Here is a 25873-nt window from a genome sequence, read left to right on the forward strand (position 1 = left end):
CATGCTTCTATCAGATCATTTATACATTAGGCCACTTTCTAACTTTTTAACTCTCTAACTCCAAAAGACTATGAAGCTACATGTGATCAATACCGGATTTTTTAAGCTGGACGGAGGTGCTATGTTTGGGGTAGTACCGAAAACGATATGGCAACGCACAAACCCTGCTGATGAGAACAATCTCTGCACCTGGGCCATGCGCTGCTTGCTGATCGAAGACGGTGACCGGTTGATCCTTATTGATAATGGAATTGGCGACAAGCAGGATGCCAAATTCTTCAGCCATTATTATCTGCACGGAGATGATACCTTGGAAAAGTCTCTGAAAGCAGCTGGCTTTTCTTTTAATGATATTACCGACATTTTCCTGACACACCTGCATTTTGACCATTGTGGGGGTGGTGTAAAGTATAAAAACAGCGATGGCGCGCTGGAGCTTGTTTTTCCTAATGCTACGTACTGGTCTAACCAGGATCACTGGCAATGGGCTACTATTCCGAATCCGAGAGAGAAGGCATCTTTCCTGAAAGAAAATATACTTCCCATGCAGGAGAGCGGTCACCTGCAGTTCATTGATCCGAATGCCCCGTCTCCGTTTCCGCAGTTTGAAATTTTTTATGCGGATGGCCATACCGATAAGATGATGGTGCCGATCATCTCCTATAAGGGCACGAAAGTAGCCTTTGCAGCTGATCTGCTGCCATCAGCGGGGCATATTCCGCTGCCTTATGTAATGGGCTACGACACACGCCCATTACTTACGATGGAGGAGAAAGCGGTATTCCTGAACAGGGCTGCTGACGAAAGAATTGTACTGTTTTTCGAGCACGATCCGGTGAACGAATGTGGTACGGTGCAACACACCGAGAAAGGAGTTCGTTTAGAAAGGACATTCTCACTAAACGAATTGTAACAGTATGCAGGTAGGTCTGGCACTGTCGGGGGGGGCTGCCAGAGGTATCGCCCACTTAGGTGTTCTCAAAGCTTTCGAGCAACTTAGCATCAAAGTATGCATGATCTCTGGCGTCAGCTCAGGAGCTATTGCTGGCATATTCTACGCGGCTGGTTATAGTCCGGAGGAGATCCTGAAGCTGATAAAAGAGCTAAAAGTTACTAATATCGCCAGGCCTGCATTTCGCAGAATGGGGCTCATGCACCTGGATGAAGTAGAGAAGCTCTACAACAAATACCTCGGAGAAGAAGCTACATTCGAACAACTAAACCTGCCGGTAACTGTGTGTGCTACCGAGATGAACGAAGGGGTAATTGTATACTACTCGAGTGGTAAACTTGTACGGCCGCTGCTTGCTTCGTCAGCAGTGCCTATACTTTATAAACCGGTAGAGCATGAAGGAAAGCTCCTTGTAGATGGTGGCTTGCTGAACAACATGCCGGTAGAGCCGCTGCTGGGCAACTGCGATTTCAAAATAGGTGTACACGTAAATCCCATCAACCACCAGGCAACCATTACCTCCATCCGGGGAGTAATGGAGCGCACAGCCCATTTAGCCATAAACAACAACGTACAACTCCGGATGCCTCTTTGTGACCTGCTGTTGGAGCCACCGGAGTTAAAATATTACAGATTAACAAGTTTTGCTAAAGCAGATGAAATATTTGAGATAGGTTACCGTTATACATTGCAAATGGCACCCCATTTACGCGATGTAATTCGAGCTATTGAAAAAGGAGAATAAAAACTCTGATTTTTTATAGCTATATTTTATTTTTAACGTATATAGTCAAAACTATATACAATTGTTTATGAAAAAACTTTTACCTCTATTTATCTTGCTCTTTCCCACTCTTCTGCTTGCCCAGGAAAATGAAAGTTGGATAATGCGCGCCAAAGTGAAACAAGGCTCCATTATGATTGGTGGTAGTCTGAATGCTTCCGCTTACAAGGTAGAAGATGAGTTTACCACAAATACCAGACAGGAAGCCAACAGGATCATGGCGAACCTACGGGCGAAGAATGGTTACTTTGTGCTGCATGACTTTGCTGTGGGCCTGGATGTGACAATGAACCACGAAAGTGTTGATGTAACAACTGATGAAGACGACAAGGCCAGGCGCCTGACATATTTGCTGGCCGGACCTTTTGTCCGTTATTTCCTGGATAATGGTGTTTTTGGTGAACTATCCGTCAATATGGGCCTGCTGAACCTGTCATCGGGGAGCAAGAGTAACCTGGTAGAAGGCGCTATAGGTATAGGATACGCCCATTTCATAAACGAGAAATTCTCTATCGAACCGCTGCTGACGTTCCGGTACTTCAACCAGAAAGATGGCGATAGACGCTATACTACTTATGGCCCGATGCTGGGCGTAGGCATACAGGCATACCTGCTCCGCAAGAAAGCGCATGTGATCAAAAAAACTTTGTAAAGAGCGAAATTGTATGTAATTATACATTTTGGTCGCTTAGCCTGCGCAATGCAGGTTTAGTCTTTTCGCATCTTCACACATGTTCGCTAAGTTTTTATCAAAACTATTGTTTAAAGTTTCCGGCTGGAAACTAGTAGGAAACCTTACGCCTGAAAACCGCCGTTGCGTGATGGTGGCAGCCCCACATACCAGCAACTGGGATTTTATTTATGCCAGGGCAGCCTTTTACCTGATGGAGGCGCCTATCCGGTTCACGATCAAAAAAGAATTCATGCGGTTTCCTTTCGGCGGACTGCTCAAATCAATGGGAGCCTTGCCTGTAGACCGTTCCAAAAATACACGCATGGTAGATGCCATGATCAGCATCATCAAACAAACCAAGGGCGATATGTGTGTGCTGGTTACCCCGGAAGGTACACGCAAATACCAACCGCGTTGGCGCATGGGTTTTTACCATGTAGCAGTAGGAGCAGGCGTGCCCATTGTGCTGGGCTATTTGGATTATGCCAAAAAAGAAGCAGGTATAGGACCAACCATCTACCCAACCGGCGACATTGATGCTGACATGGAAAAGATACTGGCTTTTTACCGCACGAAAACAGCCAAGTACCCGGAACAGGGCGTTCGGTAGTTTATCAGTAGCTCTCGAAATACCAGAAATACGATCCGCTATACTTTACAGGAAGGTATAGCGGATTTTTATTGTCAGAAGATTATACTTTACAGTATACTTTTATTCTTTCAGGCATCCTTATGCCCAGAAATCATACTTGTAACAAACTTTTCGAGCTACAGCCATAAATATAAACCGCTTAGCCCAGGAAACTTTTGATATGATCGGCTACTTCACCGCCACTTTCTTCCTGAAGGAAATGCCCTGCTTTAAGGCGAATAACTTTCGCCTCCGGAAAAGTTTGGCTCCACTTCTCCAGCAGGTGCACAGGTAACAAGGCGTCCTTTTCTCCCCAAAGTATGAGTTTGTTTATACTTCGTAGTTTTTCGCGCTGCTCCCATAACTGATTAAACCAGGGGTTGGAGTTTTTTAGAGCCACTGCAAAGTGCCAGGAAGCTTGCCTGTCGGATGCAGTAGCAAGTGGTTTAAGGTAGTGCCGGTGTACATCTTTTGTCAGGTGCTTCCTTTCATGATAACCCTTCGGGAGCAGTATTCTGGGCGAAAAGGCTAGTTGCGTGTACAGAAATCTTCCTAGCCCGCCACTCATAAAATCACTCGCCTTCTGTATTTTCTTCTCATCCTCCAGGCTCCACATCCAAGTATTCAGGATGATTATGTTTTTGACGTTATCCGGGTGGCGCAGCGCATAACTCAGCCCTATTGGTCCACCAAAGTCATGTACGACCAGGGTGATGTTTTTTAGTTGCAGGTGCTCGATCAGTCGCTCCAGATTGAGTGCATGCGCTTCAGGAGTATAACTATAGTTCACGGGTTTGTTAGATAAACCGAAGCCCAAGTGATCCGGGGCGATGCAGCGGTAGGACCTGCTGAGCGGTTTTATCTGCTGTCGCCACAAAAAAGACCAGGTAGGCGTGCCGTGGACAAATACAATCGGGTCGCCCTGACCCTCGTCTATGTAGTGCATTTGCCCCGCCTCCAGTTGCAACGTGTGGTGTGCAAAGGGATACAAAATACGGTCGAGCCACTTTGGTGAGTTCATGAACTTATGGATTTAGTGGTTTATACTTCTGTAGGAGAACGTTTGCTACTTCGTCGATTGGGTAATTTTCGTAGAGCAGAAAATGCTGTGCCATGCCATCAATGGCAGCAAACAAAAGCTTTGCCTCCAGTTCCGGCTCCTTAAATCCGATCTCCTGCAGATTCTCTTTGATATGCTGTTCGATAAAGGCAGTTTGTTGCTGCACTTCCGTTGCAACCTGCGCCAGTACCTGGTTTTGCAACCTCAGTCCGTGCAGCAGGCGCCAGAATTCCCGCTTCTCTTTCAGTATCCGGACCGTCTGCCGGATGTGCTGCTCAATGCCACTTTGGTTTTGTGGCGCTTCTGTCGGTTTAATAAAAGAAGCGGCAATATCGGCATTGCCCCGCCGGAATATCTCCAGCAGGAGCTCCTCTTTGCTGCGGAAGTAATTATACATCAGCCCCAGCGATACCCCAGCTTCCCTGGCTATGCTTCGAATAGAAGTTGCCTCATACCCTTGCTCCGAGAACAGCTTCAGGCCTGCCTCAACAAGCTGATTTATACTTTGACTCCGCTTATCCTGGAATCGTACCATGTAATTATTGAACAATCGTTCATAAATATACGTGCTTCCTATCAGAAGTATGCTTTAGCGGTCTATTTTTTCTGATGGAGGGTCATATGCTACTTTAAAATCAGTTTTTCCGGCTTGCTTTCCGTAAGGAGGAGAAAAAATAGCCGATGAACCCGCTCACCCAACTCGAAAAGCCATTCAGAACACGCTGGTGGTTTTGGATACTGCTTGCCCTGTGCCTGTTTATACTTGCCGTTCTTGTAGTTAGCGTGGTATACCTGCAGCCGTGGTTACAGCAAAAGATAGAGACATCGGTAAAAGAGCAAACAAAGGGGCTGTATACCCTACAGGTAAAGGAACTCCATACTTCCATACTGACAGGCAGCATCACGCTTGACAGTGTGCAGCTGGTTCCTAACGAGAAGCTATGGGAGCAAAAGCAAAAGAGCGGACAGGATAGCCTGCCGACTACGCTTGTAACCATCAACGCAAAACAGCTGCACCTGAGTGGCATAGGCATTGGCAGCTTGCTTTTCAAAAAGAAGCCCTTAGCACTCCGTACTTTTAAATTGGAGAAACTACGTGTGGAGGTCAGGCAGATGCGTAAGGATACCAGCACCCGCAAACCGCTGCACCAACTCCTGAAAGGCAGGCTAGAGCACCTCCGCATTGCGCAACTTCACGTAAGCGACGGCTATTTCATCTACACTCAGGCATACAAGAGCAAATACCATAAACTGAAGCTGGAGGGGCTACACCTGGATGTGCAGGATATCAGGCTTGATAGTACTTCGCTGCAGAATCCGGAGCGTGCCTTCTATGCCGGAGGTTTTTCTTTCAGTGCTAAAAAGACACATACTCTGTTGCCCGATGAGCAGCATATTGTTACAACCGGTGCAGTAGAGATCACTTCTCAAACAGGTGAAATTTCTATAAGTAACCTGAAATATAAACCGCGCTACAAACCCGGTACGCTGGCCCGTATCAAAGGCGCAGCTACTACCTGGCTAACGATCGACGTGCCACACATCAGGCTATTGCAGGTAAATTTTCCGGCGCTTTCCCGCTACAACAACATCGATATACAAACCATAACGCTCTCTCAACCGAAACTTAATGCCTTTCTGGACCGCAAGCATTTCCGGTTAAAAGGGGAAAAGCCCCTGCCGCATGATCTTGTGCAGGAGCTTAAAACCGGCCTGGCCATAGACAAAGTAGAGGTGAAAGGTATGAGCATCCGTTACGAAGAACTGGCACCCGAGGCTTCGGAAACTGGCTATATTACTTTTGAGAATTGCCATGCAACTTTCACCAACATCACCAATGATAAAAACCGCATGTCGGCGAAAAATCCTGCGGTGCTAAAAGCTGAATTCTCCATCATGGGCAAGGCCCCTGTTCAAACCACCATTCGCCTGAACCTTCTAGACCCTCAAGGCTCGCATACTTTAAATGGCTCAATAGGCGCTACCGACCCGCAGATACTGAACCCCATCCTGGAGCCAACTGCCTTTGTCAGTATAAAAAGCGGAACACTCCGAAAAACAGATTTCCAGGTAAGGCTAAACCGCCAACGTGCTACCGGCACACTCCGCTCACGCTACAACGGCTTCAAGATTGACATACTTTCGAAAGACGAAGATACACGCCAGACCTTCCGTAAAAAACTGCTCTCAAAGGTTGCAAATAAAGTGGCCATCAAATCAGGTAACCCGGATGACGGGGAGGAAAGGGTAGGCGAAGTACGGGTTGCACGAGCGGCTCATAAATCACTCTTCAACTACTGGAAAGACTGTTTGGTGAGCGGTTTCAAAAGCCTGCTGGATGTAAATGGGGTGGGCGCCGACCTGCAGGACCCGAACCGAATGTAAATGAGCAGGCATCCAGGTATAAACTTTAAAGCTCAGTGGTCTTGATCAGCAGTTTCCGATACTTGGTGAAGATACTCGACTTGGAAACAAAACCGATGTACTGCTTTCCATCCAGCACGGGAAGGTTCCATGCACCGGTTTCGTCGAATTTATTCATCACGTCGGCCATGCTGTCGTTGTACTGAACGGCAGCAGGAGGCTGTGCCATCAGTTCTTTTACCTGAACCGTATCATACTTCTCTGTCCGGAACATTACTTCGCGTACATTCTCCAGCAGTATGATGCCTTCCAGTTGCTGCTCTTTGTTTACGACCGGGAACAAGTTGCGGCGTGAGTGGGCAATTACCTGAACGAGTTCTCCCAGAGTAGCCTCCGGAGCCACCTGCTGGAAATCTGTTTCTATCAGGTGGCGGATCTTCATGATGCGCAGAACGGTCTGGTCTTTATCGCGGGTAAGCAGCTCGCCTTTCTGTGCCAGCTTTTTTGTGTCGAGCGAGTAGGGTTCAAAGTATTTGACCATAGCAAAAGACGTAGCCGAAACGATCATAAGCGGTATCATCAAAGTATAACCGCCGGTTATCTCAGCAATCAAAAAGATGGCTGTAAGCGGCGCGTGCATGACACCACTCAGGATACCCGCCATACCTACCAGCGTAAAACTGCTTTCGGGGAGGTTGCCGATGTTGAGCATGTTGAGAGTCCTGGAAAAGAAAAAGCCCAGGTGCGCGCCCACAAACATAGAAGGTGCAAAGTTGCCGCCATTGCCTCCGGACGCGATCGTTAGGGTGGTTGCCACAACTTTTACCAGGGCCAATGCCCCTACAAAAGCAAGCACGAACCACGGGTTGGTACCAAAAAAAGAAAGCCAGCTGTTCTGGAGCAAACCGGCCGGGTCGCCACTTTCCAGTATTTTTATACTTTGGTAACCCTCGCCAAATAGTGGCGGGAACAGCATGATGAGCAGGCCAAGCAGCAATCCGCCCACCAACGCCCGTCGGAAGACCTGGTTCTGATACGGTTCAAAAACTTCTTCTATGCGCAGGGCCATTCGGGTATAGTACACCGATACCAGGCCAGCCATAATGCCCAGAAAAACATAGTATAAAACGTTAGATGCCGCAAAGGGGCTGATCTGGTCGAAGGAGAATAGGATGTCTTCGCGCAGAATAATTTTGGAACAAAGCGCACCCACCACAGCAGACATGATAAGCGGAATGAAAGCGGCAATGCTGATGTCGGTGAGCAGTACTTCGATGGCAAAAAGTACGCCGGCAACAGGCGCATTAAAGACTGCAGCAATGCCTGCAGCCGCGCCACATGCCAGCAGCAATGTCCTGTCTCGGTAGTTAAGGTGGTATTCGCGACCGAAATTGGAGCCAATGGCAGAACCCGTTACTACAATAGGCGACTCCAGACCGGCAGAGCCACCGAAGCCTGCGGTAATCCCACTCGTAAGTACGTGCGAGTACATCTTATGCCGCTCCACCATACTTGACTTTTGCGCTATGCTATAAAGTATACTGGCCGTGCCTCTGCCAAGCTTTCCTCTGAAAAAGACCACTGCGATAAAAACTGTAAGCAGTATGCCGATGATCGGGAAAACCACCAGCCATACCGGCTGATCCAGAAAACGGTTGCCCCAGGCAAGCAGCACCTGTATGTAATGAACGAAAGTTTTCAGGGCGACAGCGGCAAGGCCAGCCGTAAAGCCCACCAGCACACTCGAGATAAGCACAAAATTGCGGTCGGAGGTGTGGCGGCGGAGCCACAGCAGCGGTATTTTGGTTTTTTTGAAAGCAGGCATACCCGGACGATACGCATTAAAGGAAACATCTTTTCCAGACTAAAGCAAAATTTAAACCTTTCGGAGGGCTTTAAATGTTACCAAACAGGCAGGAGCAGCTGCAGGTGCAACATAAAATTAACATGCGTTGCCTTAACCTAATGGCTGTTTTGGCAGTTATATCTAAGGTTATACTTTAGCCAAAGCTTGAATTTATGTCGAATACGAAAGATCATGCAAGCAATCTTATACTTCTCGAGGAGCACGGTCCCTTTCACATCATCGGCGATGTGCATGGTTGCTTCGAGGAGTTGCTGGCGTTGCTGCGCAAATTAAATTATACAATAGAGGATGATCACCAATCAAAGCGCTATGTTGTAATCCCACCACAAGGCTATAAAGTAGTTTTCGTGGGTGACCTGGTGGACCGCGGGCCCAACTCGCCGGAGGTGCTGCGCCTGGTAATGGACATGGTAGAACAGGGAATCGCTTACTGTGTCAGTGGCAACCACGATGATAAGTTGTACCGCAAGCTGATCGGTAAAAATGTACAGGTACGCCATGGGCTGGAACTAACTGTTGCACAACTCGAGAAGTATGATCAGGCTTTTCTGGACCGGGTGCGCAAGTTCCTGAAAGAGCTGCCCCATCATATCGTGCTGGACGACGGCAGGCTGGTCGTAGCGCATGCGGGCCTAGCCGAGCATTTGCACGGTCGTTGCAGCAATTCCATCCGGAACCTGTGCCTGTATGGCCCGACTACCGGCGAGGTGGACGAGCGCGGTTTGCCTGTCAGGCTCGATTGGGCTGCCGATTATTCAGGTGTTGCGGTGGTGGTATACGGCCACACGCCGGTGATGGAGCCCCGCTGGCGCAATAATACCATCAACATAGACACCGGATGTGTATTTGGCGGCAAATTAACTGCACTTACCTACCCTGACAACGTTCTCACAGTAGTAGATTCCTACGAAGTATACGCCGAGTCTGTAAGGCCCTTCCTGCACCATCACAGCCACTAAGCCTTAGGAGCAGGCTCCTCTTTCTTTGCTTCTTTATCTTCCTGGTGTTTTTTGCGGAGGTACTCCTTAAACTCCGTCAGGTTAGTTTTGTACCAGAAGGGCACCTTGTTGCGAACAGCAGTGCGTGCCATTACGTGTGCGGCGACGGGTGCGGTTACAAAAGTAAAACTGATGATGAGCGTTACTTTAAGCGCCATATCGGGCTGGTTAAAGTAAATGCCCATTCCACTCACAATCAGCCCCAGCCCTAACGTAGATCCCTTTGTAATGGCAGACATGCGGCAGTAAAAGTCAGGGAAACGGAGCAGGCCGATCGAGGCGATCAGCATAAAGGCTATGCCCAGCAGTATAAAAACAGAGCTGATGATCTCGCGGAGTTTTAACAGATCAATTTCTTCCCACATAGGTTATCGGTACGCTTTCATGAGGTAATAAGCAAAAGAGATAGATCCCAGAAAACCGAAGACAGAAAGTATGATGGCCACATCTATAAAGTTTTCGTGCCCGGTCAGTTCGGTATAAATGGCGATGATGCCAATCGTGTTGGCTACAAACAGGTCGAAGGCTGTGATCCGGTCGGGTAATGTGGGGCCCAAAATAAATCTGATAGAGACCAGCACCAGGCAAAAGCTCAGTACTGAAATGGCTATCAGCAGGGTTGTCGTAAAAATACTCATCGGGTTAACTCTAATAATCGACGCTCAAAACCGTCTTTGATACTGCTTTTTAATTCTTCCATCGAATGATCATCCAGGTAAAGCGCATGGATGTACAGCAGGTGCTTTTCCTCGTCAGCATCTACACTAAGGGTACCGGGGGTTAGCGCAATGATCACTGTCAGCAGCGTGATCTCCAGGTTATTACGCACTGCCAGCGGCAGTACCAGCACCGTAGGAGAGATGCGGTAGCGCGGCGAAAGTATGTCAAGGGCAATTTTGAGATTGGCTTTGATCATTTCCTTGATGAAATAGATAAAGAAACTGACAGCCTTGGGGAGCTTCCTGAAGTATGACCGATCGTAGAACCTGGAGGTCAGCCATAGCAGAAAAAATAAAATGAGAAAAAGCAGCAGTGCTGTTGTCGCATTGTAATGCACAACGGTATTCACATACTTGAAAAAGAGAATGGCAGCCAGAAAAGCCACCGAGGCATGTATAAAAAATGTTCTCATCCTACTGGTATAATACGGCTCTGATATAAATGTCGCTGTCCAGCAGTTGGATGGCTGCCCGGTAGGCCAGATGCACCAGCGGTTCGGCATACAGGCTGATGAAGAGTATAAACAGCACCAGCATCACAACCGGCATATGCAACATCCGGTTAGTTATTGGGGAAAGCAACGCAACTTCGGTCTCATCCGGCTTTTTCTTCCAGAATACCTCATTCCAGATTTTTGTCATCGAGAAAAGAGTCAGCAGACTTACCAGAAGCGATACCCCAACCAGGGCATACGCTTTTAACTCCAGGCCTGCTTTGGCCAGCATGTACTTGCCCCAGAACCCGGAGAGAGGCGGTATGCCCGCCAGCGAAAACGCAGAAATGGCAAAGAGCAGGGCCAGAAACGGCTGCTTGAGGTACACACCGCCCAGGTCCTTGAGGGCAAATGAGTTGTAGTGGCGTGCTACCACTCCGCTGATCAGGAAGAGGTTGGTTTTTACCAGGATATTGTGCACCATAAAGAAGATAAGGCCCGCAATTGCATAAGGTGTGAAAAAAGCCAGGCCCATGATCATGTAACCGATCTGGCTGACGATGTGAAAAGAAAGGATCTTGCGAAAATCTGTTTGTGCAGCCGCACCCACCACACCTATAAACATGGTTAGCCCTGCTATCACAGACAGGAGCAGCTGTGTGAGTTCTGTATCGAGCACAAAGATTAACGTAAACAACCGTACCAGCGCGTATACCCCCACTTTGGTAACCAGCCCGGCCAAGAAGGCAGAAATAGCAATAGGAGGTGTATGATAGGAGGCAGGCAACCAGAAAAAGAGCGGGAACACAGCAGCTTTTACCCCAAGCGCTACAAGAAAGAACATGCCTGCCATGGTGATCAGGCTTTCATGACCCTCCAGTATACGGACAAGTAATGCCATCTCTGCCAGATTAAGGGTGCCCACCAGCCCATACATGATGCCGATACCGGCCAGCAAAAAACTGGAAGCAAGAAAGTTGATGGTCACATACTTGATGGATCCTTCCAGCTGCGGCCTGCTGCCACCCAATGTAATAAGCACAAAGCAACAGATAAGCAGTACCTCGAACCATACAAACATATTGAACAGGTCGCCGGCCAGGCAGGCACCGCTAACACCAAGCTGCAGGAACAGCATGAGAGGGTAATAACCATATGCCTGTCGCGGAAAGTCGAGCCCCTGCAGGGAGAACATAAAGACAGCAAAGCCTGTAACAGAACCCGCCAGCAAAATGATGCAACTGAACATATCGGCTACCAGCGAAATGCCATAAGGGGCAGGCCAGTTGCCTACCTGCGTCGTCAGGATACCTTTGTCTTCGACGGCCATGAACAGCAAAATGCAGGAAACCAGTGTTGCCACCTGCGACTGTAAGGCAAATACCTTTTGCAGCTCCACATTCCGCCAGAAAAACAGGCTGAATATGGCGCCATACAGGGGCATGAGCAGCGGCAAGAGCAGCAATAAGTGGTTCATTCGTGCGGGTAAATGGGCTGTTCGATTTTATCTGTCTCATTCAGGTTATCCATATCGTTTGTATGTAGCACCTGATATACACGCCTGATAAGCACGATGGCAAAGGCCAGAATGCCAAAGCCGATGACAATGGCAGTAAGCAGGAGGGACTGGGGCACAGGATCAGAAAAGGGCTCAACTGCTTCTTCTGATCCTTCCTCTATGATGGCAGTACCGCCACGCGTCAGCTGGCCGACCACGAAAATAAACAGGTTGGTAGCCAGGCTGAAGAACATTAGCCCCAGAATGAGTTTAAAAAAGTGCCGGTGCAGGATCAGGTACAGTCCAGCCCCAAACAAGATGCCTACCATAACCGGAAGCAGTATTTCCATAAGCTTATTCTTCAGCCATCACAAACGTTATCTTCAGCACAATTCCCATTACAAGCAGGTATACTCCGGTGTCAAACAGCAGCGGGGTTCCGAGGCGGCCCAGGAAAGGCAGGTAAAAAGACACCCACCGGGCCGTCATAAAGGGCTCCTGCAAAAAGAGCCCGAGCATGCCACTGGTGGTGGCAACAAACAGCCCGGCTGCGATCAAATCGATCGGTTCTATGTGGAGCAGGCCCCTGTTCCTGTTGCGGCGTTCGAGGTAGTGCCTTTTTCGTTTTCGCCACCGGTTTACGCGCATCATCCGCATCAGGTAAATGGAGCGGCTCTGCGTAGGCTGGTGCTGATATCCGTAAAAATTGATCCTGAAAAAAGTATTTACCGTGTGTTGCGGCCCGTGCACCATGGCATGAAAGATAAAGCCGATAGAGCCGATCAGCCCGCCGATAAAGCCGCCACCGGGGTGGTTGTGTCCGCGAAACAGGATGTAAAGCGAAAAGAACAGGAAAAGCGGAATCAGCAGCCGTATGGCGATTGACAGGATAATGGTTCTCATAGTTTACCTCCTTTCTCTGCCCGAAGCCGGAGCAGCGCCATAATACCTAAAGCAGTTACTGCCAGAACCGTTATTTCTCCCAGAGTATCCAGCGCACGGAAGTCCACGATGATCACGTTCACAAGATTTCGTCCGCGCCCCAGCATGTAGCCGTGCTCTCCGTAGTATGCTTTCAGTTCTGATTGAAGCGGGAATTGCTTTACCAGCAGCAGCACGTACGTCATCATGCCGCCAAACAGTGCAGAGAGGATAATATACTTGTACCGCCTGTACCTGTGACTCAGAAAGCGAAACGGAGGCAATCTATGGAGTACCAGCACAAACAGCACGACTGTCAGTGTTTCGATCAGAAACTGTGTTGCCGATACATCAGGAGCTCCGAAGAGCAGGTAAAGCAACGCCACTGAAAAACCGATGATGCCCATTGTCGCAATGGACGTAAGACGGGAGCGCGTACGAAACAGAAAGAAGACCGACCCAACCATCAGTACCAGCAGTACCAACTCATATACTTTTACATCCAGTAGCTGATCCAAACGGGTGCTGATATTCAGTGCGGGACCTTCTCCCCACAAAGAAAGTATAACCAGGCCTACATGCACAAGCACAATGGCCGCAATGTAGCTCCTCAGGTAGCCGCTCTGTATCATGGAGGTAAGTTTTACAGAACCTTTAAGCAAACCCGTAATAGCCTGTTGGTACCAGCTTTCAGGGCCTGTGTTATAAAGCGGCAAGAGCCGGGGAGCAACGTTGAGCAACCGGTTGTGCTGGGCATACGCCAGGTAGCCAACTATAAACGTAAAGATCGTGTTGAGCAGCGCCATGGAGAACTTCGGCAACAGATGAAGGTCCACTTGTATTCCCCTGCTCAGCACCGCACCGGACGCACTGTTGAGCAGGGGAGTGGCCAGCTGGCTTGGCAGCAGCCCGAAGAGCAAAGACAGGAAAACCAGGACCAAAGGTGGCATGTACAGTTTTCTGCCGCAGGGGTGGCGTACTACGGTTGGTGCAGTGCTTGTGCGCCAGAAAAGGCGATACCCCAACACAAACGCAATTACGACAGATGCTACTTTGGATACAAAGACAATGATAAAAGAAACAGGCGCATTCGACTCTGCCTCCAGGGTAGCCTCGTACAGCAGCTCTTTTGAAATAAAGCCAAAAAAAGGAAAGACACCGGCATAGGATAAAGAAACCAGCGAAGCAGCTATGGCAATAGGGCGCATACTTTTACCAAGCCCCTGCAGCAGTTTAACATCCCGGGTGCCCGTGGCATGGTCTATACTTCCGGCTATCAGAAACAAGGTACACTTGTTTAAGGCATGCAGCAGCAGGAAGGCCAGCATTGCTGCAAGCGCCTTATCGGTTCCGATCCCGATCATCAGCACCAAAATACCAAGGGCGCTTATTGTAGAGTAGGCAAGTATGGCCTTCAGGTCTGTTTGCTGCAGCGCAAGCCAAGCTCCCGCTACTGCGGATATACTTCCTGCTATCAGCAAAGGGAGCTGCCACTCCGGAGTGCCACCCATAATCGGGTTAAACCTGGCAAGCAAGTATATCCCGGCTTTTACCATGGTGGCTGAGTGTAGAAAAGCGCTGACGGGTGTGGGAGCTGCCATGGCATTAGGGAGCCAGAAATGAAACGGAAACTGGGCAGACTTTGTGAAGGCTGCCAACAGGATCAGCAAAAGCGCCGGCAAGTATAAAGCATCTGACTGAATGAGCTCCTGGCGGGTAAGCAGGGTGCTGAGGCTGTAGCTGTTTCCTGCGTTTCCGATCAGGATCAGTCCTGCCATCAGGGCCAGCCCGCCCATGCCGGTAACCAGCAAGGCCTGCAGCGCAGCGTAGCGTGAGGCAGCGTTTTCGTGCCCGAACCCGATGAGCATGTACGAGCTTATACTTGTCAGCTCCCAGAAAATAAACATGCAGAAGATGTTACCGGATAGCACAAGCCCCAGCATGGACATCATGAAAAAAGAAAGGTACAGGTAGAAACGCCCCAGCAACGGATGGCCAGTGAGGTAGCCTCCGGCATACACCATGACCAGGGTACCGATAGCCGTAATGAGCAAAGCAAAGAAAATACTTAGGCCGTCGAGGTAAAAATGCAGGTTGATGTACAGCGAAGGTACCCACCTGTACTCCGAAGTGAAGGTATGGCCTTGCAGCACAGAAGGTAAGAAAGCGCAGAAGTAAATGAAGAGGGTAAACGGCAGCAGCGCCATCGGGACAAACAGCCACTTGCCTAGCATTTTGTAAAGTGCGGGTGAAGAAAGAGAAACAATTAGCCCGGCAAGTATAGCCACCAGCATAAAAATGCGTATTTGAAAATATTACATAGTTTGTCCCGTATGTTGTTTATAAATACTGCCCGTATGTTGTTTATATATACTATGTACATGCCTGCGCGCAATTAGTTTCGTTTTTCTGCTATGCAGGTTATAATAGTTTTTTGACTTCATTACCAGTGCTTTACAACAGCTATATCCAACTATATCTATAGATCATGAACACGCTGAAACGCATTATGGTAGGCCTGGACCTATCAGAAATGGATGACACCTTGATCCGGTATGCTGCTTTTCTCTGCACCCTTATACCGATCGAAAAAGTATACTTTATACACGTGGAAAGGAGCCTGGATCTGCCGCAGGAGTTGATGCAGGACCTGCAGCGGAGCGGATTGCCTGTCGATGAATCGCTGTGCCAGATGCTGGAGGCGAAAGTGCTTCCTTACTTTGAGCAAATGCCGCAGGTGAAAGCTGAGGTGCAGGTGGCAGAAGGCGACCCGCTGCGGACACTGCTGCACTGGGATAAGGTAAAGCAAATTGATGTGGTGCTGGTAGGGCGCAAACTGCGGCTCCGTGGTTCGGGTGTATTGTCACAGAAGCTGCTCCGGACCGGTAAAGAAAGCGTGCTGTTTGTGCCGGAGAATGCCGAGCCTGTCATGCGCCGCATTGTAGTGAGCATTGATTTCTCGGAGTACTCTATGATGGCGCTGGACCATGTGCTGCACTCAGTGGTAAACACACCCGGAATCGAAATCATATGCCTGCACCTTTATCAGGTGCCTACAGGGTACATCACGCTGGGCATTCCGCACGACGAGTTTGAAGAGCGCATGAAAGGCTTTGCTTACGAGAAGTTTGACAGGGTGCTGGAACAGTTTCCTGAACTAGGAAGCAGGGCCTGCCTTAAACTGGTGAAAGAAGAAAGCGGGAGCGATATAGGCGAACAGATTGTGCTGGAGGCTAAAAGAGCCCGTGCTGACATGCTGGCTATCGGTGCAAAAGGCAAAACTGCAGCTGCGCTGTTCGTGATAGGTAGTGTCACGGAAAAGATACTCCGCTACGACAGCGACATCCCGCTTTTGGTATTTAAGAAGGAAGAAGAACAACTTGGCCTGATTGATGCCATTATCGGAGCGTAGATTTAAGGTTGCTTATGCGCCAGCTCTTTCGGGGCTGGCGTTTTCTTTGTAGCGAATACCAACAACAGGTAACCGAGCAAACCGGCAATAAGGGAAGCCGAAAGTATGCCCAGCTTGGCAGTGGCCAGGTAAACGGAGTCCTCAAAAGCCAGGTTGGCAATAAAAATAGACATCGTAAAGCCAATGCCGCCGAGCAAACCTGCACCTGTCACCTGCCCCCAACTGATAGAGGCGGGCTTTGCCGCCAGACCAGTGACACTGGCCAGCCAGGTGAAAAGTATGATTCCGATTGGTTTGCCCAGTACGAGCCCAAGTATAATGCCCAGCACTACAGGGTTATTAAATTCGTTGAGCAGGTCCGCATCAATTAAAAGCCCCGCGTTGGAGAGTGCAAACACAGGCATGATCAGGTAGGCAACCCAGGGGTGCATGCTGTGTTCCAGCCGGCGCAGGGGCGAAAGGGCTTCTTCGCAGTTGGCCTCTATCGTATGCACAGCCGCCTGGAAATCTTCTTCCGTAGCTTCTTCCTCCTCTGAAAGGTCCGGATTTTTGATCATGTGCACTGCATGCAATTCGCCCAGCACGTTGTCGGTTGAGGTAATGAACTCCTGCTCGGTAGTTTTGGAGCGTGCAGGTATGGTAAGGGCCAGCAGGATACCGGCTATCGTGGCATGTACCCCCGACTTCAGAAACGCTACCCAAAGTATAATACCGAGCAGCACATAGATCCAGATCGAGCGCACGCCCAGCGCATTCAGCACCAGCAGCACACCAAAAACGAGCGTGCCGATGTACAAGGCCAGGAAGTTAACTTCGGAAGTATAAAAAATGGCGATGACCAGCACTGCGCCAATGTCATCTACAATGGCAAAAGCCAGAAGGAACAATTTGAGGGGCAGCGGTACCCGGTTACCGAGCAGCGTAAGGATACCCAGCGCAAAGGCAATGTCGGTGGCCATTGGTATGCCCCAGCCCCCGGCGCTGCCCGTGTTCTGGTTGAGAAGATAGTAAATGCCTGCCGGCACCAGCATACCGCCAATAGCTGCCACAACAGGAAAAGCCGCATTACGGAAAGATGCCAGTTCACCGGTAAGGATCTCGCGCTTGATCTCCAGGCCCACCACAAAAAAGAAGATGGCCATCAGGCCGTCGTTGATCCAGAGTATAGCCGGTTTGGATAAGCCGTGCTCGCCAAAGGCAATGGTAAAGTAGGTATTCCAGGTGTTGATGTAAGATTCGCCCCAGGGAGAGTTGGCCCAGGCCAGTGCTGCCACCGTTACAGCCATCAGCAGGATGCCGCTAAAAGCCTCTGCTTCCACAAACTCCTGGAGAGGGTGTATGATCTTCCTGACTAGCAAGGACTTTGTAGAGCTGCTCAATGTCTTTCCCTTTATAGTGAAACAACTATTTTCAGGTTAAGACGCAACAGGTATTATAAAAGTTATAGCACCCGGTTTTTGGGTGCTATACTTAGCTGATGTTTAAGGAATGATTCCCTCTGATTTCCATTCTTCCTGTGGAAGCTGCAGGTCCTTGATACGGCCGCACTTGATGTCGAGTACCCATCCATGCACCTGCGGGTACTGGTTGGTTTTATAAGCGCGGTGCATCACCGAGGTATTGCAGATGTTCTTAACCTGCGCCAGCACATTTAGCTCTGACAGGCGGTTAAGGCGTTGCTCTTCGGTTTCAAGGCTGTCAATTTCCTGGCGGTGTATCAGGTACAGTTCCCGGATCGGGTTTACCCAGCTTTCTACCACACCGGTGGCCATACCTTTGTAGGCTGCTTCTACACCGCCACAGCAGTAGTGCCCGCAAACAACAATGTGCTGCACGCCCAGCGACTCCACGGCATACTCTAGCACAGCAAGCAGGTTCATGTCTGTAAGCGATACCTGGTTGGCCACGTTGCGGTGGATGAACAACTCGCCAGGTTCTGTTTTAGTGAAGCTGTTCAGCGGCATGCGGCTGTCCGAGCACCCGATAAAAAGGAAGGGCGGGCGCTGGCCTCTCGACAGTTTCTTGAAATAATCCGGATCCTGGTCCAGCTTTTCCGCTGCCCATTCAAGGTTGTTTTGTATCAGGTCTTCGTAATTGTGGTAGTGCATAGGTGTCGGAATTAAATATGTAGTGGCTGATCTTGTTATATTTTGGCCTCCGGTTCAAATATATGTAAATATGCTTAAAGCAGCAGAAGGCCGCTAGCTTACAACTTCCTTCGAAATGTAGCGGGAGTTAAGTATACTTAACGCACCCATATACCTGAGGTTGAACTTCAGCTCGTTGCCTACTTTATAGTTTTGCTCGTTAGCACCTAGCTCCACGATCAGCATATCCGAACTGGCGCCAATTATGTTCAGGCTGCTGTCCTGGGGTATCAGGTATTTCGGGTTAATATCAAGCAGGCCAACATCCAGTATGGCTCTGTGGGATGTTTTCCCGTAGAGGCTCTCGTCAATTTCAAAGCTTTCGCCGCTGGGGTTCGCTGCCAGCATACCGGTCGGTATCATGGGTTTTTCGTTCAGCTCGATGATCTCCGCAGAAAATTCAAACACGTTTGGATCCATGCCGTCCAGTGTTTCGCCGGTGAAGAGGTTGAGCCCAAAGTATAACGCTTCGCCAATGCGGAAGTGGTTGATACCTTTGGGCATCTGGTGCGTGAAGAGCAAGGGAATGGTAACGGACGTGCCGCCCGAAACCCAGGGTATTTCGATGTTAAACCTTGCCTTGATCACCTGCTTGTATAGGCTGAGCTGGATGAGTTTGTCCTGCGTAGGCATAACCCCGTGCAGGCAGTTAAAATTAGCCCCCAGCCCGATAACGGATATGCCCGGCAGTTCGAACACCTGCTCGTAAAAGTCTACCAGGTCGTCGCCCATCACGCCTTCCCGCAAGTCACCCATTTCGATCATGATGATGATCTTGTGTACTTTATGCTGTCGCTCCGCCTCCTCTGACAGCAGGCGGATGATGTCGATCTCGGTCTGGAAGCTGACATCAGCAAACTCAATGATCTCAGGTATACTTTGTTTGGGCGCAGGCTTGATGTATACGGTCTGCACATCTGGCGCCAAACTTTTTATGATCTTCAGATTTGTAACCCGTGAATCGTGTATCTCTTTTATGCCTAGGGAAAGTACTTCTTTCAGGAAAAGTTCTTCGCCGCAAAGCAGCTTGGTTACGATCCCCCAGTGTATACTTTTTTCCTCGAAAACAGAGTTGAGGTGGTTGTAATTGTGTCTGAGCCTGTCGCGGTACAGTTTTAATACTGCCATTCTTTATTTTTGTAATCTGTATTCCAAATACTTGTTCGTGAAACCGAGCTTCTCGTACAGGTGCCGTGCCGGGTTTTGCGGCTCTACGTGCAATGCAATACTGCCGCTTGTGTTTTCAATTGCCAGCTGTACCAGCCTTTTACCTACGCCTTTCCCACGCTGGCTGTTGTGCACGGCTACATATACCAATATATTCTCGGGTATGTAGCCGCTCATTCCGGTGTTGTTCAATATCAATGCACCTACAACCTTGTCGTGTTCACGGGCAACCAGCACAGTGCCTCCTTTGCCCTCGGCATCAGACAGCGCATACTCCATGCATTTGGCAATGTCTTCGCGGGCATCGCCGTATTCGTCCAGGTGGTTAAAGAGGAAGTCCAGCACCTCGTCACGGTTCAGGTGTGCGTGGTTAGCGGGTGCAAAAATCTCATACTGTACGGAGTTGTTTTCCTTCATTTTGTATCAGTAGTTTATTGGGTATACGGATGTTAACGTGACATAAACCAACAGGGCAGCAGTAAGGACAAATAAATCAGGCTTCGGCCCGTGGGAAATACAGCCCATAACAAAACCAAGTCCGTCAAAAATTATAGTTGAGCCTTGCCAACGTAAGTGGCTGCTCCCGAAAGGCCGATATGCCCATTGCCTATTTCCCAATTACCTCCTTCGAAATCCGCGGAAACCAAAGTTTTAGTAGGAAATCAAAATTCAACACCAGGCATTTACAACATATAAAGGACGAAAACAGCAATGCAGGGTAGGTGCAGGTATTGGGAAAGTATAAGTTTAATTTTGGTTGATGTAGAAGTATAAAATTGAAGATACTTAAAATTTGCCTAAAAAGCATGTTTCTGATCGGAATAGCTGTCAGGCGCAGAGTGTGTGCTAAAACATACTGTTGTTTTTGTACAAATGAGCTGAATACTTACCCGTGCTCGGGCGATGGCAGATGTAGCCGCAGCAACGGGATTTGTTAAGATATTCCTATTTGCAAAGTATAGCCGGGGAAGGAGCAGAAAAGGGATGAATGACATATCAGGCAGTAAGTATGAAGCTTGGAGCTAGGGTGATCTTTAAATATAAATTTTCGCAGATACAACATTATTACATTGATTTTAAATTAGCATTTGCGTATATTATGTAGCTGAGTAACTTCCTTACAATCATTTAATTAACCCGGGCTATGACAATCGCAGGTATTCGCTCTTTGCTTTGTCTGTTTATAGCCTTTCTGCTGGTGGCAGAAGGACAGGGACAAGCACTCTCAAAGGACACGGTATACTTTACCAGCAAGCGCAAAAGCATCAATATTCCCTTCAAACTTGTTCATAACCTGATCATCATTCCGCTCCGGATCAACGATTCCGGGGAGCTGAATTTTATACTTGATACCGGGGTGAAAAACACGCTGATAACCCGCCTGTACTATTCCGATTCGCTCAATCTTAACGAAGCAAGCAAGGTTACCATCCAGGGGCTCGGCAGCGGCTATTCCATCGAAGCGCTGTTCTCCAACGGCAACAATCTTTTTATGAATGGTATTAAAGGGGACAACCACCAGGTGTATGTGCTGCTAGAGGATGTTTTTAACCTCTCGCTGCGCATGGGCATGCCGGTGCACGGCATCATCGGGTGCGATATCTTTAAAAACTTTATAGTCAAGATAAACTACAGCAACAAAGTACTGACGCTGTACCGGCCGGATACGGTACTTAAAAAACCTAAAAGGGGAGAAGAATACCCGCTGACCATTGAAAACGACAAGGCTTACCTGCAGGCGCAGGTGCGCCAGTACAACGGCGATCCGCTGGATGTAAAACTGGTGATTGATACAGGAGCAAGCCATTCGTTGTCGCTCTACCTGCCATCCGACCAGCGGCTGGCACTGCCTCCTAAGGTGATGGAAGCCTATCTTGGACGTGGCCTGAGCGGGGATATCAGCGGCAAAATCGGTCGTATCAACAGCTTTGTGCTGGGCCGCTACGAGCTGCAGGACCTGCCTACTTCGTACCCCGATGAAGAGGCCATTAAGGTAGCCCTCAGCCTATCGAACCGGAACGGTAATCTGGGCTCGGAAATCCTCAAGCGCTTTACGGTTATCTTTGATTATCCGCACCAGCGCATGACGCTCATCCCGAACAGGAAGTATAAAGAGCCGTTCCACTACAACATGGCCGGGTTTGAATTAAGTACCCCGCTGCCGGGCACCAATTTCTATGTCATTTCTTATGTGGTGAAAGACTCGCCGGCACAGAGCATCGGCGTAAAAGCCGGTGACCAGCTGCTCAACATAAACGGACGGGATTGCAAGGAGTATACCCTAAACGAATTACTGGAGCTGTTCGAGAGCAAGCCAGGGCGCAAACTCAAAATGAAGCTGCGACGCGACACCGAAACCTACGAGGTTGACCTGGTGCTGCAAAGCAAGATTTAACAAGTATGCCTGCTTAACCGGCAATATCGCTGTAGATTTGCAGGCCTAACAGCAACACCGCTAGTACGATCAGTGCTATACCTGCATAGTACCTGACATTCGGCACAGGTACGGCCTCCACGTTCCCTCTGCTGTCCTCTCTTCGGAACTGCAGGTTGGCAAGCAAAAGTCCGTTGCCGAAGCTAAGCCAAATAGCTGCCATCAGAACATCTCGGGTGATAAAAAGAGTAGCCATGCCTATGGCAGAAAATAGAATACCTGTTATAACGCTTAATGAGTATCTTTTCATGCAGCTATACTTCCGCTTTGCAACGTAATTTATGTACTGTTATAAATAGGGCAGCAAGTTAAGCAATAAGTAGAAGGCTCGGTACAAAACCTCATCCTGAAGTATAAATGCGTTGCTTTTCATCAACTTATACAGTATGAAACTGTAGGATCTCCTTGTGAAACATTACAAAGAGATTGTATAAATTTTAGTAGATTTTAAAACTTAATCTTGTATATATCGCTATTTATTCCAAATCTTTGTTCCAGTCTCGGAATAAAGAACGGGACCGGATTTTTAGCACACAATTACAAAATGAAAAAAAAGCCGTTTTTATCATCCAGTATGATAAATCACTCTTCGCTGAAGGGTGCGTCTTTTTCTATCCTTACAGCAAGGGTAGTTTTGAGGGCAATTAACGCCATAGTCCGCTACAGGCCCTAGGCCGACGTGCATACCGATTGCCTACGTGGTAGTCATTCTTCCCCCTTTAATTTTTCTGAATAAGCATTTAAGCAAGGACATACGCTAAACGTATTGCCTGCCGCTGCTGTATTCCTGTTTTTTTACTTGTAAAAATTGGCCGTGCACAAGTATGGCCCGGGTATATATTATCTAGAATGATCAACCAATCTCCTTTTATTATTACGGTAGCCGATAAGCAACATACTTCTTATGCCGCACAGATCTGCGATGAGATGGAGTCGTCGGCGAAAGCCAGGGGCACAGGTATAGCCAAACGTACGCCCGAATACATTGCACAGAAAATGCTGGAAGGCAAAGCCGTAATCGCACTTGATGTGAATGGCACCTGGGCAGGTTTCTGCTACATCGAGACCTGGAGCCACGGCAAGTATGTGGCCAATTCCGGCCTGATCGTGTCGCCGGAGTTGCGCAAGAGCGGCCTGGCCAAGCTCATCAAGCAAAAGATATTCGAACTATCACGTACCAAGTATCCGGAGGCCAAGATCTTCGGGTTGACTACTGGTCTGGCTGTGATGAAGATCAATTCGGATCTGGGGTATCGTCCGGTAACCTACTCGGAGCTGACCGATGATGACGCTTTCTGGGAAGGCTGCAAAAGCTGCGTGAACTACGAGATACTGACAATGAAGGGCCGCAGCAATTGCCTTTGCACGGCCATGCTCTACGACCCGGCCCGCGAACAAAAGCCGATTGCCCGTGAGCAGCTGCAGATACTGACTCCAATTGAACAACCTAAAACTGCTGTGTATAGCAGCTATACCAAAGGCTCCGGTAGCCAGAGCCCTAACCCGAAAAGCATTTAAAAAAACATGAAGAAGAAAGTTGTTTTAGCCTTCAGCGGCGGCCTTGATACCTCTTATTGTGTTAAATACCTGAAAGAAGAAAAGGGACTGGAAGTGCATTCCGTGCTGGTAAATACCGGTGGCTTTTCGGAAGAAGAACTGCAGCAGACCGAGCAGCGCGCCTATGACCTGGGCGTGGCGCAGCACACGAATCTGGACGAGACCGAGTACTACTACCAGAGCTGCATCAAGTACCTGATTTTTGGCAATGTGCTGAAGAACAACACGTATCCATTGTCGGTAAGTGCCGAGCGCGTGACACAGGCCATGGCCATTGCACGCCATGCCAAAGCGTTGGGTGCTGATTACGTGGCACACGGCAGCACCGGCGCCGGTAACGACCAGGTACGTTTCGATATGATCTTTCATGTAATGATCCCGGAGATCGGAATCCTGACGCCAATCCGCGACATGAAGCTTTCGCGTGAAGAAGAGATCGAGTACCTGAAAAAGCACGGCGTGGAGTATGACTTTGTAAAAGCGCAGTATTCCATCAACAAAGGTATCTGGGGCACGTCGGTAGGAGGCAAAGAGACGCTGACCTCGCACCTGCCCTTGCCGGAAACCGCTTACCCCACGCAGCTTACAAAAGAGCAGCCGGAGCGCGTGACGTTGCATTTTGAGAAAGGCGAGCTGACAGGTATAAACGGCACTACTTATAATTCTCCGGTACAGGCCATTCAGGCGCTGCAGAGTATAGCCGCACCTTTCGCCATTGGCCGCGACATCCATGTGGGCGATACCATCATTGGCATCAAAGGCCGTGTTGGTTTTGAGGCAGCCGCTCCGATGGTGATCATCAAAGCACACCATACCCTGGAGAAGCACGTGCTCACCAAATGGCAGCTATACTGGAAAGACCAGCTGGCAACCTGGTACGGCAACTGGCTGCACGAGGGACAGTTCATTGATCCAACCATGCGCAACATCGAGTCTTTCCTGCAAGAGACGCAGGAGAACGTAACCGGTAAAGTACACGTGCTGCTGGCACCGTACCGCTTCCAGGTAGAAGGTATCGAATCGGAGCACGACCTGATGTCTTCTAAGTTTGGCAGCTACGGCGAGATGAACAATGCCTGGTCAGGAGAGGATGTGAAAGGCTTCTCTAAAATATTTGGCAACCAGGCCATGATGTACCACAAGATCAACAACACCACGCTCTAATGGCAGCAACTATAAAAGCGGGCATCGTAGGCGGGGCAGGGTATGCCGGTGGTGAACTGCTGCGCCTGCTATTTCTGCACCCGCATGTGGAGCTTGCCTTTGTGCAGAGCCGCAGCCAGGCCGGTAAACTGGTTTCTTCTTCGCACCCTGATTTATTGGGCGAGACGGAACTGACGTTTTCTGCTGGCGCTGATGCTCCGGTAGATGTTCTTTTCCTGTGTGCCGGTCATGGCGAAGCCGCCAAATTTCTGGCTGAAAATAAGGTACTGGCAGCGACAAAAATCATCGACCTGAGCCAGGACTTCCGCTGGAACGAAGGTACGAACACTGCCACCGTAGAGGTAGACGGCAGAAGCTTTGTGTACGGCTTGCCTGAGTTGCAGCGAGAGCGCATAAAGGGAGCACAGCACATTGCCAACCCGGGCTGCTTTGCCACAGGTATTCAGCTGGCCTTGCTGCCGCTTGCACAGCAGAATATACTGACTTCGGAAGTACATGTAAGCGGCATCACGGGGTCTACGGGTGCCGGGCAAAGCCTGAGTGCTACCTCGCATTTCAGCTGGAGAACTGAAAATGTCTCTACCTATAAAGTGATGGAGCACCAGCACCTGCGCGAGATTAAGCGCAGCCTGCTGAGCCTGCAGCCGGATAATCAACCGGACATTCACTTTATACCTTACCGGGGCCCTTTTGCGCGTGGCATTTTCATAACAGCCTATCTGAAATCGGAGCTTTCGCTGGAGGAGGCACAGGCGCTGTACAGCGACTATTACAAAGACCATCCTTTCACCATCGTGACGGAGCAGAATCCGGACCTAAAGCAAGTTGTGAACACCAACAAATGCGTGCTGCATCTGCAGAAGCATGGGGAAATGCTGGTGATAACAAGTATAATTGACAACCTGCTGAAAGGCGCCGCCGGACAGGCCGTTCAGAACATGAACCTTGTCTTCGGTCTGGACGAGAGCACCGGTTTGAAGCTAAAGGCGGCAGCGTTTTAACAGGGACCAATTAACAGTAAGCAGTTAACATTTACTCTTAACTGGTCACTGATAACTGTTATTTGATTACTAATTACTGATTACTAATTA

26 protein-coding genes are annotated in these 25873 nt (G+C 49.1%); 11 read left to right on the forward strand and 15 right to left on the reverse strand.

Translation table 11 applies throughout. The features are described from left to right. Positions 1–70: 70 nt before the first annotated feature. The 4 genes from MJ611_RS10520 to MJ611_RS10535 all read left to right on the forward strand — a co-directional run bounded on the left by MJ611_RS10520 (position 71) and on the right by MJ611_RS10535 (position 3019). Positions 71–913, forward strand: a complete 843-nt coding sequence (locus MJ611_RS10520; protein ID WP_250429728.1) for an MBL fold metallo-hydrolase — start codon at positions 71–73, stop codon at positions 911–913. A 4-nt stretch (positions 914–917) separates the two neighbouring features. Then, positions 918–1697, forward strand: a complete 780-nt coding sequence (locus MJ611_RS10525; RefSeq protein ID WP_250429729.1) for a patatin-like phospholipase family protein — start codon at positions 918–920, stop codon at positions 1695–1697. Between the two features lie 142 nt (positions 1698–1839). Beyond that, positions 1840–2388, forward strand: a complete 549-nt coding sequence (locus tag MJ611_RS10530; protein ID WP_250429730.1) for a hypothetical protein — start codon at positions 1840–1842, stop codon at positions 2386–2388. A 79-nt stretch (positions 2389–2467) separates the two neighbouring features. Then, positions 2468–3019, forward strand: a complete 552-nt coding sequence (locus MJ611_RS10535; RefSeq protein WP_250429731.1) for a 1-acyl-sn-glycerol-3-phosphate acyltransferase — start codon at positions 2468–2470, stop codon at positions 3017–3019. A 181-nt stretch (positions 3020–3200) separates the two neighbouring features. On the opposite strand, the gene MJ611_RS10540 is transcribed toward MJ611_RS10535, so the two are convergent. Then, positions 3201–4061, reverse strand: a complete 861-nt coding sequence (locus MJ611_RS10540; protein ID WP_250429732.1) for an alpha/beta fold hydrolase — start codon at positions 4059–4061, stop codon at positions 3201–3203. A 4-nt stretch (positions 4062–4065) separates the two neighbouring features. Next, positions 4066–4635 (reverse strand): TetR/AcrR family transcriptional regulator, encoded by a 570-nt coding sequence (locus tag MJ611_RS10545; protein WP_250429733.1) that lies wholly within the window; start codon positions 4633–4635, stop codon positions 4066–4068. Positions 4636–4781: 146 nt separating this feature from the next. Between MJ611_RS10545 and MJ611_RS10550 the strand changes: the two genes are divergently transcribed. After that, complete coding sequence (locus tag MJ611_RS10550; protein WP_250429734.1) at positions 4782–6485, forward strand: AsmA family protein; 1704 nt, start codon at positions 4782–4784, stop codon at positions 6483–6485. Positions 6486–6510: 25 nt separating this feature from the next. On the opposite strand, the gene MJ611_RS10555 is transcribed toward MJ611_RS10550, so the two are convergent. Next, a complete protein-coding gene (locus MJ611_RS10555; protein ID WP_250429735.1) occupies positions 6511–8289 on the reverse strand; it encodes a chloride channel protein in 1779 nt (592 codons plus the stop codon). 194 nt (positions 8290–8483) lie between these two features. Here MJ611_RS10555 and MJ611_RS10560 point away from each other — a divergent pair, with 194 nt between their 5' ends. Then, entirely contained in the window at positions 8484–9290 is an 807-nt protein-coding gene (locus MJ611_RS10560; protein WP_250429736.1) for a metallophosphoesterase, read from the forward strand. Here the strand turns inward: MJ611_RS10560 and mnhG are convergent. Genes mnhG through mbhE form a run of 7 tightly spaced genes read right to left on the reverse strand, consistent with a single transcriptional unit; the run spans position 9287 to position 15195 of the window. After that, positions 9287–9694 carry a monovalent cation/H(+) antiporter subunit G gene (gene mnhG / locus MJ611_RS10565; protein ID WP_250429737.1) on the reverse strand — a complete coding sequence of 136 codons (408 nt, stop codon included), beginning with the start codon at positions 9692–9694 and terminating at the stop codon, positions 9287–9289. The two genes, MJ611_RS10560 and mnhG, sit on opposite strands and share 4 nt — an antisense overlap. Before the next feature lie 3 nt (positions 9695–9697). Then, positions 9698–9967 carry a monovalent cation/H+ antiporter complex subunit F gene (locus MJ611_RS10570; protein WP_250429738.1) on the reverse strand — a complete coding sequence of 90 codons (270 nt, stop codon included), beginning with the start codon at positions 9965–9967 and terminating at the stop codon, positions 9698–9700. Continuing rightward, positions 9964–10461, reverse strand: coding sequence for a Na+/H+ antiporter subunit E (locus MJ611_RS10575; protein ID WP_250429739.1), 498 nt, complete (start codon positions 10459–10461; stop codon positions 9964–9966). The genes MJ611_RS10570 and MJ611_RS10575 overlap by 4 nt, the downstream gene beginning before the upstream one ends. Position 10462: 1 nt before the next feature. Further along, positions 10463–11959, reverse strand: a complete 1497-nt coding sequence (locus tag MJ611_RS10580; protein WP_250429740.1) for a proton-conducting transporter transmembrane domain-containing protein — start codon at positions 11957–11959, stop codon at positions 10463–10465. Next, positions 11956–12330 (reverse strand): Na+/H+ antiporter subunit C, encoded by a 375-nt coding sequence (locus MJ611_RS10585; protein WP_250429741.1) that lies wholly within the window; start codon positions 12328–12330, stop codon positions 11956–11958. The genes MJ611_RS10580 and MJ611_RS10585 overlap by 4 nt, the downstream gene beginning before the upstream one ends. Before the next feature lie 4 nt (positions 12331–12334). Beyond that, positions 12335–12883 carry an MnhB domain-containing protein gene (locus MJ611_RS10590; RefSeq protein WP_250429742.1) on the reverse strand — a complete coding sequence of 183 codons (549 nt, stop codon included), beginning with the start codon at positions 12881–12883 and terminating at the stop codon, positions 12335–12337. After that, a complete protein-coding gene (mbhE, locus tag MJ611_RS10595) occupies positions 12880–15195 on the reverse strand; it encodes a hydrogen gas-evolving membrane-bound hydrogenase subunit E (protein ID WP_250429743.1) in 2316 nt (771 codons plus the stop codon). The genes MJ611_RS10590 and mbhE overlap by 4 nt, the downstream gene beginning before the upstream one ends. Positions 15196–15389: 194 nt before the next feature. On the opposite strand from mbhE, the gene MJ611_RS10600 reads away from it, so the two are divergent. Beyond that, the gene (locus MJ611_RS10600) at positions 15390–16313 is read left to right on the forward strand and encodes a universal stress protein (protein WP_250429744.1); all 924 of its coding nucleotides are present in this window, start codon (positions 15390–15392) and stop codon (positions 16311–16313) included. A gap of 2 nt (positions 16314–16315) precedes the next feature. Here MJ611_RS10600 and nhaA read toward each other — a convergent pair whose 3' ends face one another. From nhaA to MJ611_RS10620, 4 genes are all read right to left on the reverse strand, one after another. Beyond that, the gene (nhaA, locus tag MJ611_RS10605; RefSeq protein WP_250429745.1) at positions 16316–17692 is read right to left on the reverse strand and encodes a Na+/H+ antiporter NhaA; all 1377 of its coding nucleotides are present in this window, start codon (positions 17690–17692) and stop codon (positions 16316–16318) included. A gap of 102 nt (positions 17693–17794) precedes the next feature. Next, the gene (locus MJ611_RS10610; RefSeq protein ID WP_250429746.1) at positions 17795–18421 is read right to left on the reverse strand and encodes a carbonic anhydrase; all 627 of its coding nucleotides are present in this window, start codon (positions 18419–18421) and stop codon (positions 17795–17797) included. 93 nt (positions 18422–18514) lie between these two features. Next, positions 18515–19588 carry an alanine racemase gene (locus MJ611_RS10615; RefSeq protein ID WP_250429747.1) on the reverse strand — a complete coding sequence of 358 codons (1074 nt, stop codon included), beginning with the start codon at positions 19586–19588 and terminating at the stop codon, positions 18515–18517. Positions 19589–19591: 3 nt separating this feature from the next. Then, positions 19592–20044, reverse strand: coding sequence for a GNAT family N-acetyltransferase (locus MJ611_RS10620; protein WP_250429748.1), 453 nt, complete (start codon positions 20042–20044; stop codon positions 19592–19594). 727 nt (positions 20045–20771) lie between these two features. Between MJ611_RS10620 and MJ611_RS10625 the strand changes: the two genes are divergently transcribed. After that, positions 20772–22022, forward strand: a complete 1251-nt coding sequence (locus tag MJ611_RS10625; RefSeq protein WP_250429749.1) for an aspartyl protease family protein — start codon at positions 20772–20774, stop codon at positions 22020–22022. A 13-nt stretch (positions 22023–22035) separates the two neighbouring features. On the opposite strand, the gene MJ611_RS10630 is transcribed toward MJ611_RS10625, so the two are convergent. Beyond that, positions 22036–22257: a hypothetical protein gene (locus MJ611_RS10630; RefSeq protein ID WP_250429750.1), complete on the reverse strand. Its 222-nt coding sequence runs from the start codon at positions 22255–22257 to the stop codon at positions 22036–22038. A gap of 656 nt (positions 22258–22913) precedes the next feature. Here MJ611_RS10630 and MJ611_RS10635 point away from each other — a divergent pair. The 3 genes from MJ611_RS10635 to argC are packed head-to-tail and all read left to right on the forward strand — an operon-like array spanning position 22914 to position 25783. Continuing rightward, on the forward strand, positions 22914–23579 hold the full coding sequence (locus MJ611_RS10635; protein WP_377496525.1) for a GNAT family N-acetyltransferase: 666 nt from the start codon (positions 22914–22916) through the stop codon (positions 23577–23579). Between the two features lie 6 nt (positions 23580–23585). Then, entirely contained in the window at positions 23586–24782 is a 1197-nt protein-coding gene (locus MJ611_RS10640; protein WP_250429752.1) for an argininosuccinate synthase, read from the forward strand. After that, positions 24782–25783 (forward strand): N-acetyl-gamma-glutamyl-phosphate reductase, encoded by a 1002-nt coding sequence (argC, locus tag MJ611_RS10645; RefSeq protein WP_250429753.1) that lies wholly within the window; start codon positions 24782–24784, stop codon positions 25781–25783. Before MJ611_RS10640 ends, argC begins: the two co-directional genes overlap by 1 nt. Positions 25784–25873: the final 90 nt, after the last annotated feature.

The sequence above is a fragment of the Pontibacter ruber genome (assembly GCF_023630205.1).
In the GTDB taxonomy this organism is placed as follows: Bacteria; Bacteroidota; Bacteroidia; order Cytophagales; family Hymenobacteraceae; genus Pontibacter; species Pontibacter ruber.

What these genes read in the sequence shown, in the direction of transcription:
- MJ611_RS10585 (WP_250429741.1), bottom strand. Translation starts at nt 12,330, where the DNA reads ATGGAAATACTGCTTCCGGTTATGGTAGGCATCTTGTTTGGGGCTGGA.
- MJ611_RS10590 (WP_250429742.1), bottom strand. Translation starts at nt 12,883, where the DNA reads ATGAGAACCATTATCCTGTCAATCGCCATACGGCTGCTGATTCCGCTT.
- MJ611_RS10610 (WP_250429746.1), bottom strand. Translation starts at nt 18,421, where the DNA reads ATGCACTACCACAATTACGAAGACCTGATACAAAACAACCTTGAATGG.
- MJ611_RS10525 (WP_250429729.1), top strand. Translation starts at nt 918, where the DNA reads ATGCAGGTAGGTCTGGCACTGTCGGGGGGGGCTGCCAGAGGTATCGCC.
- MJ611_RS10620 (WP_250429748.1), bottom strand. Translation starts at nt 20,044, where the DNA reads ATGAAGGAAAACAACTCCGTACAGTATGAGATTTTTGCACCCGCTAAC.
- MJ611_RS10615 (WP_250429747.1), bottom strand. Translation starts at nt 19,588, where the DNA reads ATGGCAGTATTAAAACTGTACCGCGACAGGCTCAGACACAATTACAAC.
- MJ611_RS10640 (WP_250429752.1), top strand. Translation starts at nt 23,586, where the DNA reads ATGAAGAAGAAAGTTGTTTTAGCCTTCAGCGGCGGCCTTGATACCTCT.
- MJ611_RS10625 (WP_250429749.1), top strand. Translation starts at nt 20,772, where the DNA reads ATGACAATCGCAGGTATTCGCTCTTTGCTTTGTCTGTTTATAGCCTTT.
- mbhE (WP_250429743.1), bottom strand. Translation starts at nt 15,195, where the DNA reads ATGCTGGTGGCTATACTTGCCGGGCTAATTGTTTCTCTTTCTTCACCC.
- MJ611_RS10540 (WP_250429732.1), bottom strand. Translation starts at nt 4,061, where the DNA reads ATGAACTCACCAAAGTGGCTCGACCGTATTTTGTATCCCTTTGCACAC.
- mnhG (WP_250429737.1), bottom strand. Translation starts at nt 9,694, where the DNA reads ATGTGGGAAGAAATTGATCTGTTAAAACTCCGCGAGATCATCAGCTCT.
- MJ611_RS10570 (WP_250429738.1), bottom strand. Translation starts at nt 9,967, where the DNA reads ATGAGTATTTTTACGACAACCCTGCTGATAGCCATTTCAGTACTGAGC.
- MJ611_RS10630 (WP_250429750.1), bottom strand. Translation starts at nt 22,257, where the DNA reads ATGGCTACTCTTTTTATCACCCGAGATGTTCTGATGGCAGCTATTTGG.
- MJ611_RS10550 (WP_250429734.1), top strand. Translation starts at nt 4,782, where the DNA reads ATGAACCCGCTCACCCAACTCGAAAAGCCATTCAGAACACGCTGGTGG.
- argC (WP_250429753.1), top strand. Translation starts at nt 24,782, where the DNA reads ATGGCAGCAACTATAAAAGCGGGCATCGTAGGCGGGGCAGGGTATGCC.
- MJ611_RS10560 (WP_250429736.1), top strand. Translation starts at nt 8,484, where the DNA reads ATGTCGAATACGAAAGATCATGCAAGCAATCTTATACTTCTCGAGGAG.
- MJ611_RS10575 (WP_250429739.1), bottom strand. Translation starts at nt 10,461, where the DNA reads ATGAGAACATTTTTTATACATGCCTCGGTGGCTTTTCTGGCTGCCATT.
- MJ611_RS10535 (WP_250429731.1), top strand. Translation starts at nt 2,468, where the DNA reads ATGTTCGCTAAGTTTTTATCAAAACTATTGTTTAAAGTTTCCGGCTGG.
- MJ611_RS10555 (WP_250429735.1), bottom strand. Translation starts at nt 8,289, where the DNA reads ATGCCTGCTTTCAAAAAAACCAAAATACCGCTGCTGTGGCTCCGCCGC.
- MJ611_RS10600 (WP_250429744.1), top strand. Translation starts at nt 15,390, where the DNA reads ATGAACACGCTGAAACGCATTATGGTAGGCCTGGACCTATCAGAAATG.
- MJ611_RS10545 (WP_250429733.1), bottom strand. Translation starts at nt 4,635, where the DNA reads ATGGTACGATTCCAGGATAAGCGGAGTCAAAGTATAAATCAGCTTGTT.
- MJ611_RS10520 (WP_250429728.1), top strand. Translation starts at nt 71, where the DNA reads ATGAAGCTACATGTGATCAATACCGGATTTTTTAAGCTGGACGGAGGT.
- MJ611_RS10530 (WP_250429730.1), top strand. Translation starts at nt 1,840, where the DNA reads ATGCGCGCCAAAGTGAAACAAGGCTCCATTATGATTGGTGGTAGTCTG.
- MJ611_RS10580 (WP_250429740.1), bottom strand. Translation starts at nt 11,959, where the DNA reads ATGAACCACTTATTGCTGCTCTTGCCGCTGCTCATGCCCCTGTATGGC.